At 41.2% G+C, this 21,952-nt stretch carries 21 protein-coding genes; all 21 read left to right on the forward strand.

Features of this window, described 5'->3' with window-relative positions; genetic code table 11:
* The first annotated feature begins 5 nt into the window (after positions 1-5).
* The 21 genes from fmt to BQ5364_RS05310 all read left to right on the forward strand — a co-directional run bounded on the left by fmt (position 6) and on the right by BQ5364_RS05310 (position 21,952).
* Positions 6-941, forward strand: coding sequence for a methionyl-tRNA formyltransferase (fmt, locus tag BQ5364_RS05205; RefSeq protein WP_071143800.1), 936 nt, complete (start codon positions 6-8; stop codon positions 939-941).
* 18 nt (positions 942-959) lie between these two features.
* A complete protein-coding gene (locus BQ5364_RS05210) occupies positions 960-1,670 on the forward strand; it encodes a zinc metallopeptidase (RefSeq protein WP_022250756.1) in 711 nt (236 codons plus the stop codon).
* Entirely contained in the window at positions 1,663-3,024 is a 1,362-nt protein-coding gene (gene rsmB, locus BQ5364_RS05215; RefSeq protein ID WP_022250757.1) for a 16S rRNA (cytosine(967)-C(5))-methyltransferase RsmB, read from the forward strand. Before BQ5364_RS05210 ends, rsmB begins: the two co-directional genes overlap by 8 nt.
* Before the next feature lie 6 nt (positions 3,025-3,030).
* A complete protein-coding gene (gene rlmN / locus BQ5364_RS05220) occupies positions 3,031-4,068 on the forward strand; it encodes a dual-specificity RNA methyltransferase RlmN (protein WP_004614470.1) in 1,038 nt (345 codons plus the stop codon).
* A gap of 11 nt (positions 4,069-4,079) precedes the next feature.
* On the forward strand, positions 4,080-4,820 hold the full coding sequence (locus tag BQ5364_RS05225; protein ID WP_004614469.1) for a Stp1/IreP family PP2C-type Ser/Thr phosphatase: 741 nt from the start codon (positions 4,080-4,082) through the stop codon (positions 4,818-4,820).
* Positions 4,817-6,916, forward strand: a complete 2,100-nt coding sequence (gene pknB / locus BQ5364_RS05230) for a Stk1 family PASTA domain-containing Ser/Thr kinase (protein ID WP_004614468.1) — start codon at positions 4,817-4,819, stop codon at positions 6,914-6,916. Before BQ5364_RS05225 ends, pknB begins: the two co-directional genes overlap by 4 nt.
* Before the next feature lie 19 nt (positions 6,917-6,935).
* On the forward strand, positions 6,936-7,814 hold the full coding sequence (gene rsgA / locus BQ5364_RS05235; protein ID WP_071143801.1) for a ribosome small subunit-dependent GTPase A: 879 nt from the start codon (positions 6,936-6,938) through the stop codon (positions 7,812-7,814).
* 2 nt (positions 7,815-7,816) lie between these two features.
* Positions 7,817-8,476, forward strand: a complete 660-nt coding sequence (rpe, locus tag BQ5364_RS05240; protein WP_004614466.1) for a ribulose-phosphate 3-epimerase — start codon at positions 7,817-7,819, stop codon at positions 8,474-8,476.
* The gene (locus BQ5364_RS05245) at positions 8,469-9,143 is read left to right on the forward strand and encodes a thiamine diphosphokinase (RefSeq protein ID WP_004614465.1); all 675 of its coding nucleotides are present in this window, start codon (positions 8,469-8,471) and stop codon (positions 9,141-9,143) included. The genes rpe and BQ5364_RS05245 overlap by 8 nt, the downstream gene beginning before the upstream one ends.
* Before the next feature lie 190 nt (positions 9,144-9,333).
* Entirely contained in the window at positions 9,334-9,639 is a 306-nt protein-coding gene (locus BQ5364_RS05250; protein WP_207646113.1) for a hypothetical protein, read from the forward strand.
* A 283-nt stretch (positions 9,640-9,922) separates the two neighbouring features.
* Positions 9,923-10,174 (forward strand): tyrosine-type recombinase/integrase, encoded by a 252-nt coding sequence (locus BQ5364_RS05260; RefSeq protein WP_227038982.1) that lies wholly within the window; start codon positions 9,923-9,925, stop codon positions 10,172-10,174.
* Between the two features lie 53 nt (positions 10,175-10,227).
* Positions 10,228-11,325, forward strand: a complete 1,098-nt coding sequence (gene ychF / locus BQ5364_RS05265) for a redox-regulated ATPase YchF (RefSeq protein WP_004614461.1) — start codon at positions 10,228-10,230, stop codon at positions 11,323-11,325.
* A gap of 22 nt (positions 11,326-11,347) precedes the next feature.
* Positions 11,348-12,211, forward strand: coding sequence for a prolipoprotein diacylglyceryl transferase (gene lgt / locus BQ5364_RS05270; RefSeq protein WP_004614460.1), 864 nt, complete (start codon positions 11,348-11,350; stop codon positions 12,209-12,211).
* A gap of 80 nt (positions 12,212-12,291) precedes the next feature.
* Positions 12,292-12,603, forward strand: coding sequence for a zinc-ribbon domain-containing protein (locus tag BQ5364_RS05275; protein WP_004614459.1), 312 nt, complete (start codon positions 12,292-12,294; stop codon positions 12,601-12,603).
* 3 nt (positions 12,604-12,606) lie between these two features.
* Positions 12,607-12,987 carry a DUF2085 domain-containing protein gene (locus BQ5364_RS05280; RefSeq protein WP_044988051.1) on the forward strand — a complete coding sequence of 127 codons (381 nt, stop codon included), beginning with the start codon at positions 12,607-12,609 and terminating at the stop codon, positions 12,985-12,987.
* A gap of 144 nt (positions 12,988-13,131) precedes the next feature.
* Positions 13,132-16,668 (forward strand): pyruvate:ferredoxin (flavodoxin) oxidoreductase, encoded by a 3,537-nt coding sequence (gene nifJ / locus BQ5364_RS05285; RefSeq protein WP_004614457.1) that lies wholly within the window; start codon positions 13,132-13,134, stop codon positions 16,666-16,668.
* Positions 16,669-16,757: 89 nt separating this feature from the next.
* Positions 16,758-17,309: a chorismate mutase gene (locus tag BQ5364_RS05290; RefSeq protein WP_004614456.1), complete on the forward strand. Its 552-nt coding sequence runs from the start codon at positions 16,758-16,760 to the stop codon at positions 17,307-17,309.
* A gap of 127 nt (positions 17,310-17,436) precedes the next feature.
* Positions 17,437-19,005 (forward strand): ABC transporter substrate-binding protein, encoded by a 1,569-nt coding sequence (locus tag BQ5364_RS05295; RefSeq protein ID WP_004614455.1) that lies wholly within the window; start codon positions 17,437-17,439, stop codon positions 19,003-19,005.
* A gap of 64 nt (positions 19,006-19,069) precedes the next feature.
* Entirely contained in the window at positions 19,070-20,020 is a 951-nt protein-coding gene (locus tag BQ5364_RS05300) for an ABC transporter permease (RefSeq protein ID WP_071143802.1), read from the forward strand.
* Between the two features lie 13 nt (positions 20,021-20,033).
* The gene (locus tag BQ5364_RS05305; RefSeq protein ID WP_022250766.1) at positions 20,034-20,930 is read left to right on the forward strand and encodes an ABC transporter permease; all 897 of its coding nucleotides are present in this window, start codon (positions 20,034-20,036) and stop codon (positions 20,928-20,930) included.
* Positions 20,930-21,952 (forward strand): ABC transporter ATP-binding protein, encoded by a 1,023-nt coding sequence (locus tag BQ5364_RS05310; protein ID WP_071143803.1) that lies wholly within the window; start codon positions 20,930-20,932, stop codon positions 21,950-21,952. Before BQ5364_RS05305 ends, BQ5364_RS05310 begins: the two co-directional genes overlap by 1 nt.

A 21,952-nucleotide genomic window follows, 5' to 3' on the forward strand; every position in this document is an offset into this window, starting at 1 on the left:
AGCAGATGAAAGTAATTTTTATGGGGACTCCGGATTTTTCGGTGGGCACTTTAGAGGCTTTGATCGAGGCGGGACACGATGTGGTTCTTGCTGTGACACAGCCGGATAAACCAAAAGGACGCGGAAAAGAGATGCAGTTTACGCCTGTCAAAGAGTGCGCGTTAAAGCATGGAATTCCAGTTTATCAGCCGAAAAAAGTCAGAGAGCCGGAATGCATCGAAGAACTTCGAAAATATGAGGCGGATATTATGGTCGTCATTGCATTTGGACAGATTTTGCCAAAAGAAATTTTGGAGATGACGCCATATGGATGTGTCAATGTGCATGCGTCATTGTTGCCAAAATATCGCGGGGCAGCGCCGATTCAGTGGTCCATTATTGACGGGGAAACGGTGACAGGTGTCACGACCATGCAGATGGACGAAGGACTGGATACCGGAGACATGCTGTTAAAGACAGAGATTGTAATAGAAGAAAAGGAGACCGGAGGAAGTCTTCATGATAAGCTTGCGGCCGCAGGTGCAAAGCTCTGTGTAGAGACATTAAAGGCGCTGGAAGAAAAAACAGTGACTCCGGTTAAACAGGGAGAATCACCGACCGCCTATGCGAGAATGCTCGACAAGCATCTTGGGAATATTGACTGGAATCAGAGTGCGAAAGAGATTGAGAGACTGATTCGCGGGCTGACACCGTGGCCGAGTGCATATACAATGTGGAATGGAAAAACAATGAAAATCTGGAGTGCAGAGGTGGAAGAGACATCGGGAGAGGGCGTACCTGGAACGATTGTGAAAGTAGAAAAAGAAGCGTTTTCTGTACAGACAAAAGATGGGCTGTTGAAAGTGCTGGAACTTCAGATTCCGGGGAAAAAACGAATGGATGCCGGAGCATTTTTGAGGGGGTATCAGGTAAAATCAGGAGAAATTCTTTCGAGAGCGTAGAAAAAAGGAGGAAGCAGGATGTTTTATCCAAGTTTTTATTTTGATCCAACATATATATTGATTATCATAGGAGTTATTATCTGCTCCATTGCATCGATGCGGGTGAAAAGTACATTTTCAAAATATTCCGGAATGAGAAACCATATGGGGCTGACAGGAGCGCAGGCGGCAGAACGTGTACTCCATGGGGCCGGAATTTATGACGTGCGAATTGAGCGGGTAGCAGGAAATCTGACAGACCACTATGATCCGAGAAATAAAGTGCTCAGACTTTCCGATGCAACATATGGACAGTGTTCAGTAGCTGCAGTGGGAGTTGCAGCGCATGAGTGTGGACATGCGATTCAGCATGCAAGAGGATACGCACCGCTACAGTTTCGGAGCGCGCTTGTTCCGGTGGCAAATTTTGGATCCATGATTGCCTGGCCACTGATTGTGTTAGGTCTGTTTATCAACAGCCAGTCTTCAGCACTGCTTATCAATATCGGAATCTTGGCATTTTCGCTGGCAGTATTGTTTCAACTTGTGACTTTGCCGGTGGAATATAATGCATCGGGAAGAGCAGTACGCATTCTTGCTGAGACCGGGATGATGCAGGGTGAAGAGATTGTAGCCACGAAAAAAGTGCTGAATGCGGCTGCGCTTACGTATGTGGCAAGTGCGGCTGCAGCAATCTTACAGCTTGTGCGTATCTTGATTCTGACAGGAGGAAGAAGACGAGATGACTAAGTCAATTAATGAACGAGAACTGGTGCTTGGGATTTTGCTGGAAGTGACACGAGATGGAGAGCACAGTCATATCGCACTTCGCAATGTTCTGAATAAATATCAGTATTTAGACAAAAAAGAGCGCGCTTTTATCACAAGAGTGACGGAGGGAACACTGGAGCGCATGATTGAGCTTGATTATATTATCAATCAGTTTTCAAAAGTAAAGGTAAACAAGATGAAACCAGTCATCCGCAATATCATCCGAAGTGCGGTTTACCAGATGAAATATATGGATTCGGTTCCGAATTCCGCTGCCTGTAATGAGGCGGTAAAACTTGCGGTGAAAAAAGGATTTGTAAATTTAAAAGGATTTGTGAACGGACTTTTACGAAATATCGACCGAAATCTGGAACAGATATCATATCCGGATGAGAAAGATTTGGAACAATATCTGTCTGTGAAATACTCGATGCCGACATGGATATTAAGACAGTGGCTGGCAGCATATGACAGGGAGAGTGTGGAGTGTATGCTTCAGGATTTCCTAAAAGAAAAGGACACGATAATCCGGTGTGATTTGGGGCAGATGCCAAAAGAAGAACTTGTGAAGGCACTTGAAGGCGAAGGAGTACATGTCGAGGAACATCCATACCTTCCATATGCACTTCGAATATCTTCTTATAATTATTTAGGAGAGCTTGAGACGTTTCAAAAAGGAGCGTTTTCGGTGCAGGATATCAGCTCCATGCTTGTGGCACATTTGGCAGAACCAAAAGAAGGAGACGAGATCATAGATGTCTGTGCAGCACCCGGTGGAAAGGCACTTCACATGGCAGAGGTACTTTGTGGTACAGGGCATGTGCAGGCGAGAGATCTGACAGAATATAAGGTGGGGCTTATAGAGGAAAACATCTTACGCTCTGGTATGACAAACATCGAAGCAGTCAGGTGGGATGCGACTCAAAAAGATGAAACTGCAGTTGAAAAGGCAGATATTGTGGTGGCAGATCTTCCGTGCTCCGGACTGGGAGTGCTTGGGAAAAAGACGGATCTGAAATATAAGATGACAGAAGAGACACAAAAAGAATTGGTGGCTCTTCAACGCAAGATGCTGTCGACAGTCAAAGATTATGTGAAGCCGGGAGGAACTTTGGTTTACAGCACATGTACAATTCACGAAGAAGAAAATATGGGTAACGTACATTGGTTCTTAGAACAGAATAAAGAGTTTGAACTTGTGCCGATTGCACAGTTATTGTGCGAAGAGTTGAAAAATGATGTTGTGGAACAAGGGTGTATTCAACTTCTGCCGGGGATACATGACAGTGATGGATTTTTCATTGCAAAGTTTAGAAAGGTGAAATGTGAATAAAAGATCATGGAGAAAAAAGATATCAGATCATATACATTTGAAGAATTAAAACAAGAGATGGAACATCTCGGAGAAAAGTCGTTTCGGGCAAAGCAGGTGTATGAATGGCTGCATGTAAAGCTTGCAGATTCTTTTGAAGAGATGACGAATCTGTCAAAAGCACTCAGAGAAAAGCTGGATGCAGCTTATGAGATCGCACCGGTAAAAATGCTTGAGAGACAGGAATCAAAACTGGACGGCACAAATAAATTTCTGTTTTGCCTACAGGATGGACATGTGGTGGAAAGTGTTCTGATGAAGTATAAGCATGGAAATTCTGTCTGTATTTCCTCGCAGGTCGGATGTCGGATGGGATGTAAATTCTGTGCATCTACCATCGGAGGATTGGAGAGAAATCTAAAGGCATCAGAGATGCTGGGACAGATTTATCAGATTCAGAAAATATCGGGGGAACGTGTTTCGAACGTAGTTGTGATGGGAACAGGGGAACCGATGGATAATTATGATAACTTTCTGAAATTCATACATATATTGACCGATGAACACGGTTTACATATCAGCCAAAGGAACATTACGGTATCGACTTGTGGAATCGTTCCGAATATGAAGAGACTTGCCGAGGAAAAATTACAGATTACCTTGGCGCTTTCCCTGCATGGTTCTACGCAGGAAAAGCGAAAAGTATTGATGCCGGTTGCAAACAAATATGAACTTTCTGAGGTGCTTGCGGCGTGCGACTATTATTTTGAAAAGACGGGAAGAAGAGTGACGTTTGAGTACAGTCTGGTACATGGAGTGAACGATAAAGAGGAAGATGCAGCGGAATTAATCCACATTTTAAAACATCGTAATTGCCATCTGAATCTGATTCCTGTAAATCCGATTAAAGAGCGTACATTCGAGAAACCAAGCAAAAAAAATGCCATGAATTTCAAAAATAAACTTGAAAAAAGCGGAATAAATGTTACTATTAGAAGAGAAATGGGCTCTGATATCGACGGAGCCTGTGGACAACTAAGACGACGTTATGTAGAGACAAAGTAAAAGGAGAGCATATGAAGACGTTTTCAAAGACAGATATTGGAAGAAAACGAGAGGTGAATCAGGATTACGTATTTGTATCAGATCAGCCGGTCGGGAATATTCCGAATCTTTTAATAGTTGCAGACGGTATGGGGGGACATAATGCGGGGGATTACGCATCCAAATTTGTTGTGGAAGTTCTGAAAAAAGAGCTTGCCAAGAGCAGAGAAGATGGTCCGAGAGCAATGATGAAAAAAGCGATTGCATCTGCAAATCATCAATTGATCGCAGAGTCCAAAACCGATGCCAGACTAGAAGGAATGGGAACAACATTAGTTGCTGCCACAGTGATTGAGCATACATTATATTTTGCGAATGTAGGTGACAGCAGGCTTTATTTACTGAATGATGAGATCAGACAATTATCAAAAGACCATTCGTTAGTACAGGAAATGGTACGTCTTGGGGGACTTAACGCAGAGGAAGCGAAACATCATCCGGATAAGAACATTATCACAAGAGCCATTGGAGTAAAAGAAGATGTAGAGATTGATTTCTTTGAGCATCGCCTGAAAAAAGGAGATATTATTTTGATGTGCACAGATGGACTGAGCAATATGGTGGAGGATGAAGAGATATTTCAGATTGTTCGCAGTTCCAGAGATGTTGTGGAGGCAGTGGAACAATTAATAGAAAGAGCAAATAGCAACGGCGGAAAGGACAACATTGGGGTTATTGTCGCAGAGCCGTTTGCAGGTGAGGTGAGTATATGATTAAAGAAGGAGTTTTGATTGGCGATCGCTATGAGATCATGGGTAGAATCGGCACCGGGGGGATGGCGGATGTCTATAAGGGGAGAGATCATAAGCTGAATCGTTATGTCGCGCTCAAAGTATTAAAGCGCGAATTCAGAGAAGATGAATTGTTTGTAAAAAAGTTTCAATCAGAGGCACAGGCAGCAGCCGGACTGATGCATCCGAACATTGTAAATGTATATGATGTCGGGGAAGACCGGGGTCTGTATTTTATGGTCATGGAACTGGTAGAAGGAATTACATTAAAAGAGTATATCCAGAAAAAAGTAAGACTGACACCGAAAGAAGTAATCAGTATTACACTTCAAGTGTGTGCAGGTATTGAGGCGGCACATAACAATGGAATTATCCACAGAGATATTAAGCCGCAGAATATCATGATATCAAAAGAAGGAAAAGTGAAAGTGACAGATTTCGGGATTGCGAAGGCTACGACATCGAATACGATCAGTACCAATGCGATGGGATCTGTACATTACACATCTCCGGAACAGGCACGAGGCGGCTTCAGTGATATCAGAAGCGATATCTATTCGCTTGGTATTACAATGTTTGAGATGATCACAGGAGAACTCCCGTTTGACGGAGAGACGACAGTGTCTATTGCAATCAAACATTTGCAGGAAGATATTGCCGCGCCGTCAGAATTGGTACCGGATATCCCATATAGCTTAGAGCGCATTATTCTGAAATGTACACAGAAAAGCTCAGACAGACGTTATCAGAATATGGGAGAACTCATCAGCGATCTGAAGCGTTCTTTGGTGGATCCTGAGGGAGATTTTGTCACGATTGCACCATTTGCAAGCGTTGCGGATACCGTTGCAATCACACCAGATGAGTTGGAGCGCATTCAGAAAGAGGCAGCTTATGACGATGACGGTGAGTATGATGAGTACGACGATGAAGATTACGATGACGATGATGAATACGATGAAGAGGATGACGAGTACGATGAGTACGACGATGAGGACTACGAAAAAGGGAAACGCGGTTCTAAAAAGAAAGATTCAGAAGTGAATCCAAAGATGGCAAAGCTTATGAAGATTCTCACAGCCGTCGTAGCAGCCATTATTGTATTTATTCTTGTGTTTACAGTCGGAAAAGCAACCGGACTTTTGAAGTTTAATTCGAAAAATGTAGAGACGACAGACAATAAAAAAGTGGAAACTCCGAATTTTGAAGGAAAGACACTGGAGGAAGCAAAGGCGTTGGCGAAGAAAAAGGGACTGACTTTGGAGGTTGTAAAAGAGGCAACGTCTACAAAATATGAAAAAGGAATTGTCTCAAAACAGATGACCGGAAAGGGAACATCGGTAAAAAAAGGCACAAAGATTCAAGTTTGGGTCAGCACCGGACTTGAGGGTGAGGAGATTACGATTCCGGATGTCAGCGGAATGTCTGAAGATGATGCAAAGCAGAAATTGATCGATAAGGGATTTAAAGAAGCAAATATCTCAGTGGAAGAGCAGGAAAGTGACAATGTGGATGCCGGATTGGTTATCTCGACGACACCGGAAGCAAATTCAAAAGCAACGGAAGATACAAAGATAACAATCTACGTAAGTACGGGTGCTGAAAAAGTAACAGTGCCGAACTTGGTTGGCAAATCACAGGAAGATGCCGAGAGTGCGTTGTCAGCAGTTGGACTGAGCGGAAGCGCCTCAGAAGAGTATAGTGATACAGAGGCAGGAAAAGTTATTCGTCAGGACATTGACTCAGGAGAAAAAGTAGATAAGGGAACAACAGTCTCTTACGTGGTAAGCAAAGGAGCGAAACCGGAAGAAAAGGTTACTATGCCTCCGGTAGTAGGAGTATATCAAAGCAGAGCAGAATCTTTGCTTCGTGCAGCGGGATTGTCCGTTGGAAAAGTAACATCGGAATACTCGGATGAAGATGCTGAAGGAGTAGTTATTTCTGCAAGTTTTAACGAAGGAGATAAACTAAATCCTGGCACTGTTGTAAACCTGGTTGTAAGTAAAGGTGCGAAGCCATCAGAGCCGGAGACACCAACAACACCGGATCAAGGCAATGGAAATTCGTCAACACAATAGAATCAATAAGGAACTATTTATGCAGGGAAAGATAGTAAAAGGAATTGCCGGATTCTACTACGTTCACGTAGTAGAATTCGGTCTTTATGAATGTAAGGCAAAAGGAGTTTTCCGAAAAGAAAAGATAAAACCTCTTGTCGGAGATAATGTAGAAATTGATGTTTTAGATGAAGCAGAGAAAAAAGGGAATATCGTTGAAGTTTTGGAAAGGAAGAATGAGTTGATTCGCCCGGCGGTGGCAAATATTGATCAGGCTCTGGTTGTGTTTGCGGTGACCAAACCAAAACCACATTTCAACCTTTTAGATCGTTTTTTAATTATGATGGAAAGTAAGGGAATACCGGTTGTCCTTTGCTTTAATAAGAAAGATATTGCAAAAGAACCGGAGATACAACACTTGAAAGAAATCTATGAGTCTTGTGGCTACCAGATGATTTTTACAAGCGCACTGGGAAAAGAGAATATTGAGAACGTAAAACAACTGCTCCGTGGAAAGACAACAGCCATTGCGGGACCATCCGGGGTAGGAAAATCTTCACTGATTAATATTTTTCAACCGGATGCCAATATGGAGACCGGTACGATCAGTGAAAAGATTGAAAGAGGGAAACATACGACAAGACATTCAGAATTGATTTGTATCGAGGAGGATACTTATATTATGGATACGCCTGGATTCAGTTCTCTCTATACAAATGATTTTGAAAAAGAAGAATTAAAATATTATTTTACGGAATTTGAACCGTATGAGGGAAAGTGTAAATTTCAGGGATGTGATCATGTACATGAACCAAATTGTGCGGTGAAAGCAGCGCTTGAGGAGGGAAAGATACACCACATTCGATATGAAAACTATTTAGAAATGTACAACGAGTTGAAAGAGAAGAGGAGATATTAGTTATGATGATTTTAGCACCATCGATTTTGGCGGCAGATTTTAAAGAACTGGGGAAGGAGATCCAGACAATCGAAGAAAATGGGGCTCAATATCTGCATTTTGATGTGATGGATGGAATGTTTGTGCCGAGTATTTCTTTTGGGGTTCCGGTATTGGAGTCTATCCGTCCTACTACGAAGCTTGTGTGTGATGCACACCTTATGGTGACAGAACCGATTCGCTATGTGGAAGCGTTTGCAAAAGCAGGGGCGGATTTGATCACGGTACACCTGGAGGCTTGTGAAGACATCAATGCGACAATTGAAAAGATTAGAGCATGCGGATGTAAAGTGGGCGTTTCCATCTGTCCGGATACACCGGTGATCTCAGTGAAAAATCTGCTGAAGAAAGTAGACATGATTCTGATCATGTCTGTACATCCAGGGTTTGGCGGTCAGGCATTTATTCCGGAATCATTGGATAAAATCCGTGAATTGAAAGCGATGATCGATACAGAAGGGTTATGTGTGGATATTCAGGTTGATGGTGGAATCTATACACATAATGTGGAAGAAGTCATTGAGGCAGGAGCCAATGTGATTGTAGCAGGATCCGCTATCTTTAAGGGGGATACAGCAAATAATACAAAAGAAATGCTAGAGATTTTAAAGAGATATGAATAAAAAGGGATTGATTATCAGCGGTGGTACCATCAACACTTCGTTTGCATTGCAGACATTGAAGGAAGTACAGCCGGATTATATTATTGGAGTGGACAAAGGTTTGGAATTCCTCTATCAGAATCAGATAGTGCCAAGCCATATCGTCGGAGATTTTGACAGTGCGAATCCTGAAATCGTAAGTTATTATAAAGAGCATACAACGGTTCCTATTCGAAAATTTAATCCGGTCAAAGATGCATCGGACACAGAGATTGCGGTGCGGCTTGCACTGGAGTTGAAGGTGAAAGAACTTTGGATATTAGGAGGGACCGGGACAAGGATAGATCATGTCCTGGCAAATATTCAAGTGTTAAAAATACCGTATGATGCAGGAGTGGAAGCTTATATTGTGGATGTCTGTAATAAGATTTCTCTGATTGGAAAAGAGACATGCCTGAAAAAAGAGGATGCGTTCGGACCTTATTTTTCGGTGTTTCCGTTGGGAGGAATTGTGGAACATTTTTCACTTGAAGGGGCGAAATATCCACTTTGTGATCATACGCTCTGCCCGTATGACAGCCTGTGCGTAAGCAATCAGATTCAGGACGAAGAAGTGAGGATTACTTTTCCGAAAGGGTTGGTAATATTGATGGAGACAAGAGACGAAGAATCCGTGTGCTTCTGTTGAAAAAAGGAAAGTCAATGCGATATGATAAACGAGATCGCATTGGTTTTTTAACTTTTTGATTTGTAAAAACGCGAAGGTTCCTTTAGATTAAGATTCGGAAAATAGATTTTACGAATATTTAATGATGCATGTTGTGTAATTTTACAGGAGTATAGTATCATTACATAAATTGCTAAGAAGAGGTGATATCGTGGATTTTATATTTTTCTTACTTCCTGTATTTATAGCGATGACAATATCCATATTCATGACAAAAAGATGGGGAATGGGTGAAAAAGTTGATAAAGGAATTGCATTTTGTTACTGGAAACTCAGTTATAGAAGAAAATTTATTAGAACATTATGGATGATTCCAATAGAGTTTGTCGTTCTTATTTGTTTTCATAACACATTTCAATCTAATCTTTGGACAGGTTTGGCCGCAACTGCGATGGCGATTTTGTTATTGATTCAAGCTGTATATAATTATAAAAAATGGAAAAATGAAAGGATATGAGATGGTAAGAAGCATAAAAAAATAGATTCCGTTAAGATTGAAAAAACGGAGTCCTTGTGATATACTTTATATTTGCGTTGGACTCTTTTTTTTACGTGAAAGGAGTCTGTTATGGGGAAAAAATTTAAAAGGCAAAGAGTGTGGAAAAGGTATTTTTCAAAGAAAGGACAGTTTATATTTCGCAAGATTTTATGCTAAAAATGGTACGCGTCAAAATAGATATTTCAAAACGCTGCCAGAAGCAAAAAAATGGCTTATTTCTTGAAGTGGCAGCACATTCTCATTGTGTGATGAAGCAGGAATCAAACGCTTTTATATGCACTCCTTACGACATACTTATGCTACACGCGCGATTGAACGTGGCGTACAACCTAAAGTGCTGCAACAGCTTTCAGGGCACGCAAGTATAAAAACAACAATGGACAGATATGTTCATGTTACGGATGAGTCACTGGTAAATGCAATACGTCAATTTCAACAAGCTACGCCGCCAGTTAAACAAAAAGGGCGTAAAAAGGGCGTACAAGAAATATAGAGAAAGGCAGAAAACCGCAAAATTATAGGGTTTCTGGACAGGTAAAGACAAAAATGAAATTAGGAATCGTAGGTTTACCAAATGTAGGAAAAAGTACATTATTTAATTCTTTGACAAAGGCGGGAGCAGAATCAGCAAATTATCCATTTTGTACGATCGACCCGAACGTGGGAGTTGTAACAGTGCCGGATGAGCGTCTCAACGTACTTGGAGAGATGTATCACACAAAGAAAATTGTCCCGGCGGCGATTGAGTTTGTTGATATTGCAGGACTTGTAAAAGGAGCGTCAAAAGGAGAGGGACTTGGAAATCAATTTCTTGCAAATATTCGTGAAGTAGATGCAATTGTGCATGTGGTAAGATGTTTTGAGGACAGTAATATCGTGCATGTAGATGGAAGTATTGACCCGATTCGTGATATAGAGACAATTAATTTAGAGTTGATCTTTTCTGATATTGAGATGTTGGAAAGACGTATTGCAAAAGCGGTAAAAGTGGCCCGCAATGATAAAGCGGTAGCAAAAGAGTTAGAACTTCTTGAACGAATCAAAGCACATCTGGAAGAAAATAAGATGGCGAGAAGCTTTACTGTAAATGATGAAGATGAGCAGGCGCTTCTTGAAAGTTATAATCTTCTGACATACAAGCCGGTCATCTTTGCGGCAAATGTGACAGAAGATGATCTTGCAAATGACGGAGCTGACAATGACGGAGTGCAGGCTGTCAAGGAATATGCAGAAAAAGAAGGCTGTGAAGTGTTTGTTGTATGCGCACAGATTGAACAGGAGATTGCAGAGCTGGATGATGATGAGAAAAAGATGTTTTTGGAAGATCTCGGATTGGAAGAGTCTGGTCTGGAAAAACTCATCAAAGCAAGCTATAGTCTGCTTGGACTTATCAGCTACCTGACAGCAGGTGAGCAGGAGGTAAGGGCATGGACGATTAAAAAAGGAACAAAAGCGCCTCAGGCAGCCGGAAAGATTCACTCTGATTTTGAACGTGGATTTATCCGTGCAGAGATTGTAAGCTATGATGATCTTATGGATTGTGGAACCTATACAGCGGCAAAGGAAAAAGGACTTGTCAGACTGGAAGGAAAAGAATATGTTGTGCAGGATGGAGATATTATTTTATTCCGATTCAATGTGTAGAGATTGAGAAAGAAGGAAGAAAATGACAGAGAGTATTAATTTCCCGAATTTGGGAATTCATTTGGAACATGTGGGACAAAAGATATCGATATTCGGATTTGATATTGCATATTATGGAATGATTATAGGAATTGGGATTCTGGCAGGGGTTTTGATGGCTGTAAAAGAGGCAAAGCGGACAAAACAAAACCCGGAGACCTATTATGATCTGGCGCTCTATGCGGTGATCTTTTCCATCATCGGTGCCCGGCTTTACTATGTGGCGTTTTCATGGGATTTGTATAAAGATGATCTGTTGAGTATTCTGAATCTCCGCGAGGGAGGGCTTGCAATTTATGGTGGAGTAATCGCTGCTATGATTACTGTGTTTGTGTTTTCGCGCAGAAGAAAGATTTCTTTTGGATTGCTTGTGGATACGGCAGGACTTGGGCTGATATTGGGACAGATTATCGGCAGATGGGGGAATTTTTTTAACCGAGAGGCGTTCGGAGAATATACCAACAATCTGTTTGCCATGCAGCTTCCTATAGATGCAGTTCGGGCATCGGATATCACGGAAAAAATGCGGGAACATATTGAGGTAATCAACGGAATTGAGTTTATACAGGTGCATCCTACCTTTTTGTATGAGTCGGTATGGAATATCGGTGTGCTCATAATCCTGTTATTGTGGAGAAAGCATAAAAAATTTAATGGAGAAATCTTTTTGATGTATCTGTTTGGATATGGTGTCGGAAGATTCTGGATTGAAGGACTTCGAACAGATCAACTGCAATTTTTCAACGGAGTTGCCGTATCACAGGTTCTTGCAGCGGTGCTTGTTGTAGTATCGGCAGTTTTATTAGTGGTTGGAAGAAAGAAAGTTGTGCCAATTGAACAAAAATAGTAGACTAATTGAAATTAATTTGTTATACTTGTTGAAAAGAAGGGGATATCACTTACACTATTGATATAGGAGGATGAGAGATGTATTGTAAAAATTGTGGAAAAGAGATTGACGACAATGCAAATGTGTGCACATACTGTGGAACAGCACAAGGGCAGGGAGGCATGGTGCCGTCAGCAAACAATGACAGTGGGAGCTTTGGATGGAGTGTTTTAGGATGCTGTATTCCGATCGTAGGCTTGATTTTATTCCTTGTCTGGAACAAAGAAAAACCGAATACTGCGAAAAAAGCAGGAATCGGAGCGATTGTTGGTGTGGTTCTCAGTATACTGTTCTATGTTATTATCTTCGTGATTGGAATCGGATCGGCAAGTATGGGATACTATTACTAAAAGATGCGTGCTTTTATTTATAAGTGGTTGCCGATATTTTTCGGTTGTCACTGCAGAAAAGAACGATCATTTCATTTTCGAGGAATACAGTTCCCGATTTGTGCGAGATGTACAGGCGAATTGGTTGGCATGATTTTATTTTTCTGTCTGTGTGCATGGTACATACCAAATCTTGGGTTGACTGTTCTGCTGATGATACCGCTGCTCATAGATGGTTTATTACAATTTTTGACTTCATATGAGAGCACGAACAGCAGAAGATTTGTGACAGGTCTGCTCTTTGGATATGCGTTTGCGTGCCTGTTTGTGAAAAGTATTTTGTTTGTATATCATGCAGGGTATGATAGCTTTTTGGAGCGTCACGGAATAGAAAAAAATAATTAGTGTGAGGGAAAAGTAGTGGAGAGCTGCTTTTCCCTTTTTGTATTTTAAAAGAAACAAAAACGAACTAGACTTTTAACTTCGAAAGGACTATAATATCATATATGTCAAAATACAATTTTGAAAATTTGAAGGAGGAACAAACCAATGGGAAGAAAAATGAAAACCATGGATGGTAATCATGCAGCAGCTCATGCTTCATATGCATTCACAGATGTTGCAGCTATTTACCCTATTACACCTTCATCAGTTATGGCGGAAGCTACAGATGAATGGGCTACACAAGGTAGAACAAATATTTTTGGACAGACAGTTCAGGTTACAGAAATGCAGTCAGAAGCAGGTGCAGCTGGTACAGTGCACGGATCTTTAGCAGCAGGTGCTCTTACAACAACATATACAGCATCTCAGGGATTACTGCTTATGATTCCTAATTTATATAAAATCGCAGGAGAACAATTACCAGGTGTATTCAACGTATCAGCACGTGCTTTGGCCAGCCATGCATTATCAATTTTTGGTGATCATTCTGACGTATATGCCTGCCGCCAGACAGGATGTGCGATGCTTTGTGAATCAAGCGTACAGGAAGTTATGGACTTGACACCGGTTGCACATTTATCAGCAATCAAAGGAAAGATTCCGTTTATCAACTTCTTTGACGGATTCCGTACATCTCATGAGATTCAGAAAATCGAGACTTGGGATTATGAAGATTTAAAAGATATGGCAGATATGGATGCGATTGATGCGTTCAGAAAACATGCGTTGAATCCAAATCATCCTTGTCAGAGAGGTTCTGCTCAGAACCCGGATATCTTCTTCCAGGCAAGAGAAGCATGTAATCCATTCTACGATGCAATGCCTGCAATCGTTCAGGAATACATGGATAAAGTTAATGAAAAGATTGGAACAAACTATAAATTATTCAACTACCATGGCGCAGAAGATGCAGAACATGTAATTATCGCTATGGGTTCTGTATGTGATACAATCGACGAGACAGTTGATTATTTATTGGCAGCAGGAAGAAAAGTAGGTGTTGTAAAAGTTCGTCTTTACAGACCATTCTGTGCAGAAGCTTTGATCAATGCAATTCCAGAATCTGTAAAACAGATCACAGTTCTTGACAGAACAAAAGAACCAGGTGCACTTGGCGAGCCATTATACTTAGATGTAGTTGCATCATTAAAAGGAACAAAATTTGATGCAGTACCTGTATTTACAGGACGTTACGGATTAGGTTCTAAAGATACAACACCGGCTCAGATCGTTGCAGTATATGACAATACTGAAAAACAGAAATTCACAATCGGTATTGTGGATGATGTGACAAACTTATCATTAGAAGTTGGAGCTCCATTAGTTACAACACCGGAAGGAACAATCAACTGTAAATTCTGGGGACTTGGCGCTGACGGTACTGTAGGTGCTAACAAGAACTCTATCAAGATCATCGGTGACAATACAGATATGTATGCACAGGCTTACTTTGATTATGACTCTAAGAAATCAGGCGGTGTGACAATGTCTCACTTACGTTTCGGTAAGAGCCCGATTAAATCAACATACCTGATCAAACAGGCGAATTTTGTTGCCTGTCATAATCCGTCTTATATTAACAAATATAACATGGTTCAGGAATTAGTTGACGGTGGTACATTCTTATTGAACTGCCCATGGGATATGGAAGGTATTGAAAAACATTTACCAGGACAGGTGAAGGCATTTATTGCAAATCACAACATTAAATTCTATGTGATTGATGGTATCAAGATTGGTAAAGAGATCGGACTTGGCGGACGTATCAACACTGTTCTTCAGTCAGCTTTCTTCAAACTTGCAAACATCATTCCGGAAGAACATGCAATCGAATTAATGAAAGCAGCTGCAAAAGCTTCTTATGGTAAAAAAGGTGATAAGATTGTACAGATGAACTACGATGCAATCGATGCCGGTGCAAAACAGGTTGTTGAGATCGAAGTTCCAGAGTCTTGGAAAGACGCTGAAGATGAAGGTTTATTTACACCGCAAGTAAAAGGCGGAAGAGAAGACGTTGTTGATTTCGTTAAAAATATTCAGGCAAAAGTAAATGCTCAGGAAGGTAACAGTTTACCAGTATCTGCATTTACAGAATATGTAGATGGTACAACACCATCAGGATCATCTGCATATGAAAAACGTGGTATTGCAGTAGATATTCCAGTATGGCAGCCAGAAAACTGTATCCAGTGTAACCGCTGTGCATATGTATGTCCTCACGCAGTTATCCGTCCGGTTGCATTGACAGAAGAAGAAGTTGCAAATGCACCAGAAGGATTAGAAACAATCGATATGGTTGGTATGCCGGGGCTGAAATTTACAATGACAGTATCTGCTTATGACTGTACAGGATGTGGTTCATGTGCTAACGTATGCCCAGGTAAGAAGGGTGAAAAAGCTCTTGTTATGAAGAACATGGAAGAAAATGCTGGAAAACAAGATTTCTTCGATTACGGAAGAGAGATTCCTGTAAAACCAGAAGTAGTTGCAAAATTCAAAGAGACTACAGTAAAAGGAAGCCAGTTCAAACAACCACTTTTAGAGTTCTCAGGAGCTTGTGCAGGTTGTGGAGAGACTCCATACGCAAAATTAATCACACAGTTATTTGGTGACAGAATGTACATCGCAAACGCAACAGGTTGTTCTTCAATCTGGGGTAACTCTTCACCATCTACACCATATACAGTAAACGAAAAAGGACAAGGTCCTGCATGGTCTAACTCATTATTTGAAGACAATGCTGAGTTTGGTTACGGTATGTTATTAGCTCAAAAAGCGTTGAGAAATGGATTGAAAGCAAAAGTAGAATCTGTTGCAGCTTCTGAAGCAGCTTCTGAAGAAGTAAAAGCAGCTTGCAAAGAATGGTTAGATACATTCAACTGCGGAGCTACAAACGGAACAGCTACGGATAACTTAGTTGCAGCATTAGAAGGTGCTGACTGCGAAGTTTGCAAAGACATCGTAAATAACAAAGACTTCTTAGCGAAAAAATCTCAATGGATTTTCGGTGGAGACGGTTGGGCTTACGATATCGGATTCGGTGGTGTTGACCATGTATTGGCATCTGGTCAGGACATCAACATTATGGTATTCGATACAGAAGTTTATTCTAATACAGGTGGACAATCTTCTAAATCTACACCAACAGGTGCAATCGCTCAGTTTGCAGCAGGCGGTAAAGAAGTGAAGAAGAAAGATATGGCAAGCATCGCAATGAGCTACGGATATGTATATGTAGCACAGATCGCTATGGGAGCTGACTTTAACCAGACTGTAAAAGCAATTGCAGAAGCAGAAGCTTATCCGGGACCATCATTGATCATTGCTTACGCTCCATGTATTAACCATGGTATCAAGAAGGGTATGAGCAAAGCTCAGACTGAAGAAGAATTAGCAGTAAAATCAGGATACTGGCACAACTTCCGTTTCAATCCTGCAGCAGAGAACAAATTTACACTTGACAGTAAAGCTCCAACAGAAGACTACAAAGAATTCTTAAATGGAGAGGTTCGTTACAATGCATTGGCAAGAATGAATCCGGAAAGAGCAGAAGAATTATTTGCAAAATCTGAAGAAGCAGCAAAAGAGAGATATGCTTACCTGAATAAGCTTGTTACTCTTTATGGAAATGATGCTGAATAATCAGAATCAATAAAAGATATAAAACTCCTGGTATAACAAACATATTGTTATGCCGGGAGTTTTTTGTACATGGTCAAAGGAGAAAATAAATGTTAGATGATATCCGAAAAAAAATTGATGAGATAGACAACAGCATGAAGCCATTGTTTTTAGAACGGCTGGCATGTTCAAGACAGGTTGCAGAAGCAAAGGCGAAGACAAAAGAAGAGGTATATGTGCCAAAGCGGGAAACGGAAATTATAGCGGACAGATCAGAAGACACACAAGGAGAAACGCAAGAGGCATACACTGCGTTTTTGAAAGACGTGATGCAGATCAGCAGAAGATATCAATATGGAGTTCTACAAGAACTGCAGGAAGAAGTTTTGAAAACAACGCTGAAAAGTGCAGGATTTACAGGAAAAGAGCCACATGAACGAGTGGTCATGAAATTTTGCTGTGAGAAAAAAGAAATGGGATTGTATATGCATATGTTGTATCTGAATCGGATAGCGGTAAGTGGAGTATCGGCAATGGAATATGGAAATAGACTCAGTTGTGAACTTACACTGGAGGGCAACGTGAACGAAGAAAATATGAGACGTATGATTTGCCAGTTTTGGAAAGAGACAGGTGCATTTGCTATCGTCAATTTAAAGTAGAATAAAAGAGTGGTATTTATTGATGATTTCGATAAATGCCACTCTTTTATAAAATAAATCAATTTTACAGGGGGGGAATGGATTCAAGTAGAATAGACGGGTAAAAATAAAGGAGGATTAGTAAATTATGAAAAGAAAAGCATTATCGTGTATTTTGGCATTGACAATGTGTGTAGCGCTTTTGGTATCAGGCTGTGGAAACACAAAGTCGGACAAAAATGACGATGGTAAAAAATCAAGTAAAAAAGATGAGATACATATAGCCATTTCTGCGAATCCGCCATCGCTGGATCCGCAATCGGTAAATTCTAATATCGTCGGGGGAATTGGAATTCATGTATACGAATCGCTGTTTGCAATGGATGAAAATTATGAGCCAACACCTGTCTTAGCAGAGTCTTATGAGGTGAGTGATGATGGAATGACTTACACGATTAAGCTTCGACAGGGTGTGAAATTCCACAATGGGGAGGAGATGACGGCAGATGATGTTGTTGCATCTATGAACCGCTGGATTGAAACTTCTCCGAAAGCGAACACGTTGATTGGAGGCTCTACATTTGAAAAAGTAGATGACTATACTGTGAATTTAAAAGTAAATCAGGCGTCATCTGACATTATTATGATTCTTGCAAGTCCGATTCAGTTTGCTGCGATTTACCCGGCAGAAGTAGTTGAATCAGCAGGCGCAGACGGTATCAGCGAATATATTGGTACGGGACCTTACAAAGTGTCTGAGTGGAAACAGGATCAATATGTAAAATTGGAGAAAAATGAGGATTATCAGCCTTCAAAAGACGCATCGACAGGTATTGCGGGCGAAAAGAAAGCAGCTACAGAGACACTTTATTTTGATGTAGTTACAGATGCGGCAACTCGTATTGCAGGTCTGCAGAATGGTCAGTATGATATTGCGGAGGAAATTCCGGCAGATAATTATGAGGAGCTGTCAAAAGATGAATCTTTAAAAATGAGCGTTGAAAGAGGAGGTACACTGAATTTGTTCCTCAATACAACGGAAGGAATCATGGCAGATGTAAATATGAGACAGGCAATTCTTGCAGCACTGAACTGTGACGATATTCTTCTTGCAAGTTATGGTAACAAAGATTTATATGAAGTGAATGCAGGATGGTGCGTGCCTACTGATACTCAGTGGGGAACAGATGCAGGAAAAGAATACTATAACCAAAATGATGTGGAAAAAGCAAAAGAATTATTGAAAAAAGCAGGATACAATAACGAAAAGATTGTTTTGGTAACGACCCCGGATTATGCAGAAATGTATAATGCCACTTTGGTTGTGCAGGAACAGCTAAAGAAAGCGGGAATCAATGCAGAAGTAGAAAGCTATGATTTTAGTACTTTTATGGAACATCGAGCAGATCCGAAACAGTTCTCTATGTTCATTACAAGTAACAGTTATAATATGCTTCCAATCCAGCTTTCTGTATTGGATAAAGGCTGGGCAGGTCTGGACCGTCAGGAAGTCACAGATGGAATCGCAGCGATTCGTTCGGCGGCGACAGCGGAAGATGCTTCTGCGGCATGGGCAGATTTGCAGACATTCTTATATGAATATGGTGCAGCTACGGTACTTGGACATTACACCGGAGTGAATGCCATGAGTGCAAATGTAGATGGTGTGGATTATTTGAGATTTCCGATTTATTGGAATGCAACAGCTTCAAAATAGAAACAGGTTAACAGCGGAGTGCAAAAGCAGTCCGCTGATTTTATGAGAAAGGAAGTGTATTTGGATGTTATCATATATTTTTAAACGTATTTTGTCACTGATACCGGTTTTGCTTGTAGTGTCCTGTGTTGCTTTTTTGATTGTATATATGATACCGGGCGGACCGGCGACGGCATTACTTGGAATGGAAGCAACACCGGAACAGATACATACTTTGAATGCAGAGCTGGGATTTGATCGCCCATTTCTTACACAATATGTGGATTGGTTTGGGAAAGTACTTCAAGGCGATTGGGGGACATCATATTTTTTACATCAGTCTGTATTAGAGGCTATCGCAGAATATTTTCCGCCAACATTGAGTCTTGCAATCCTTGCACAGATTATTGCACTGCTGTTAGCGGTTCCGTTGGGGATTCTTGCTGCCTGTAAAAGAGGAACTGCGGTGGATGTGGCAGCTGTCACAACTTCACTTTTGGGGGTGACGCTTCCGGGGTTTTTGCTTAGTATGTTTTTGATGCTTATTTTTAGCGTCTACAATCATTGGTTCCCGGTAGCTGGTTATGCAAGTTTGTCAGAAGGAATACTGGAACATTTAAAATATCTGTTTGTGCCGGCACTTTCACTTGGAATTGTGCAGGCTGCATATCTTACAAGAATGATTCGTTCTTCTTTGCTTGATGTACTGCATATGAATTATATTCATACGGCACGCTCAAAAGGTCTTAAAGAGAGAACCGTAATTTTGAGATATGGTCTGAAAAATGCGGCGCCAGTCATATTGACTGCAATCGGTCAGTCTTTCGGAAGTCTCATTACCGGAACGATTGTGACAGAGACATTATTTAACATTCCGGGTCTTGGTATGCTGACGCTTAGTTCGATCAATCGAAGAGATGTATTTGTGATTCAGGGAGTGGTTCTCTTTGTCACATTGTTATATGTGATTGTGAATTTGACAGTAGATGTACTGTATGGTTTTGTGGATCCGAGACTTCGGCCAGGATTGAAATAGGAGGTGACGAAAAATGTATTTTACACGTAAAAGTATGTCGGAGGCAAGTAAGACGATTTTTAAGGAACAAAGAGAGCTTACAAAAGAAAGGATTTTGGGAAATCCTGCATTAATAATAGGAACAATCGGGTTTCTTGTCATCTTGACAGCTGCGGTTTTTGTCCCGCTTATCAGTTCTGCCGATCCGAATGCAATGTCGGTATCCGAGCGTTTCAGAGCACCCGGAGGAGCATATTTATTTGGAACAGATGAATTTGGGAGAGATCTTTTTATTCGTCTGATGTATGGGGCAAGGGTTTCTCTTTGGGTAGGGGGAAGCGTAGCCGTATTATCCTGTGTTATTGGAACACTGATCGGAATTTATGCAAGCTATTTTAAAATATTAGATCAAATTTTAATGAGGATCTGTGACGGATTGATCGCGATACCTGGAATTCTTTTGGCGATTGCGCTGATAGCCGCATTAGGCGCATCAAGCTGGAATGTAGTGATTGCGCTTACGGTTGTCTACACGCCGAGTGTTGCCAGAACAGTGAGGGCGAGGGCGTTGGTTATTCGGGAACAGCCGTATGTGGAAGCTGCCAAGGTACAGGGATTTAGCAATTTTAGAATTTTATGGAAATTAGTTTTACCAGGGGTTATTTCCCCGCTTACAGTGCAGGCATCTTTCATTTTTGCACAGGCGATTATCTCGGAAGCATCTCTCAGTTTTTTGGGAGCAGGAATCCCGGCGCCGGCGGCAAGTTGGGGAAATATGCTTCAGGCGAGCAAACTTGTTTTTTCAAAGGCGCCTTGGACGATGTTATGTCCGGGGATTGCTGTTATCGTATGCGTGCTGAGCCTGAATCTTTTGGGAGACGGTCTTAGAGATTTTCTGGATCCTAAAACGAAAGGAGGAGCAGGTAAATAATGCAAGCGAAGAACAATGAAAGAGAGCAGGAAGTACTGTTGGAAATGAAGGGGCTGAAGGTGTCGTTTCCAATTCATAAAAAATGGTTTCCGGCAGTTGACGGTGTGGATTTTTCTGTTTATCCGGGAGAAATCACAGGAATTGTAGGAGAATCGGGTTCTGGGAAAAGTGTTATGTCCCAGTCTATTCTGCGTTTGAAAGAGCATGATACATCTGTTCGGTGTGAAGGAGAGATTCTCTTTGAAAAAGAGGATCTTTTGAAACGTCCTCTGTCTCAGATGCGAAAAATCCGAGGAGAAAAAATTTCTATTATTTTTCAAGATCCATTGAATTCATTGAGCCCAGTTCATACGGTTGGGAAACAGTTGAGTGAGATTCTTCTTTTTCATAAAAACATTTCCAAAAAAGAGGCGCAGGAACGTTCGATTGAAATGTTGAAATTGACAGGGATTCCAAATCCACAAAATTGTATGAAAAAATATCCGTTTGAGTTGTCGGGAGGAATGCAGCAGAGGGTGATGATTGCGATGGCGCTGGCATGTGAGCCAAAGCTTTTGATAGCGGATGAACCGACGACAGCTTTGGATGTGACGATTCAGGAACAAATTTTACATCTGATACGAAAGTTGAATGAAAAAATGGGAATGTCGGTATTGTTCATCACTCATGATATGGGCGCGGTATCGCAGTTGTGTCACAGTGTGAAGGTGATGTATCTTGGACAAATTGTAGAAGATGCCGTGACCGAGGAGCTTTTTTCTAATCCGCTTCACCCATATACAAAAGGATTATTGTCATGTATTCCGCATCTGGGAGTGGAACGAGATGTGGAATTGTCTACGATACATGGAGCGGTTCCGTCTATCTCGCAGATACCGGACGGATGCCATTTTTGCATGAGATGCCGGTACGCTGATAAAAAGTGCGAACGACAGCAGCCGCCTTTGATAGAAGTCACTTCGGGACATTTTGTAAAATGCTGGAAATATATAGATAAGGGAAATGCGGAAAGTGAGGAGTGA

This window comes from Coprococcus phoceensis (assembly GCF_900104635.1).
Classification (GTDB): Bacteria; Bacillota; Clostridia; order Lachnospirales; family Lachnospiraceae; genus Faecalimonas; species Faecalimonas phoceensis.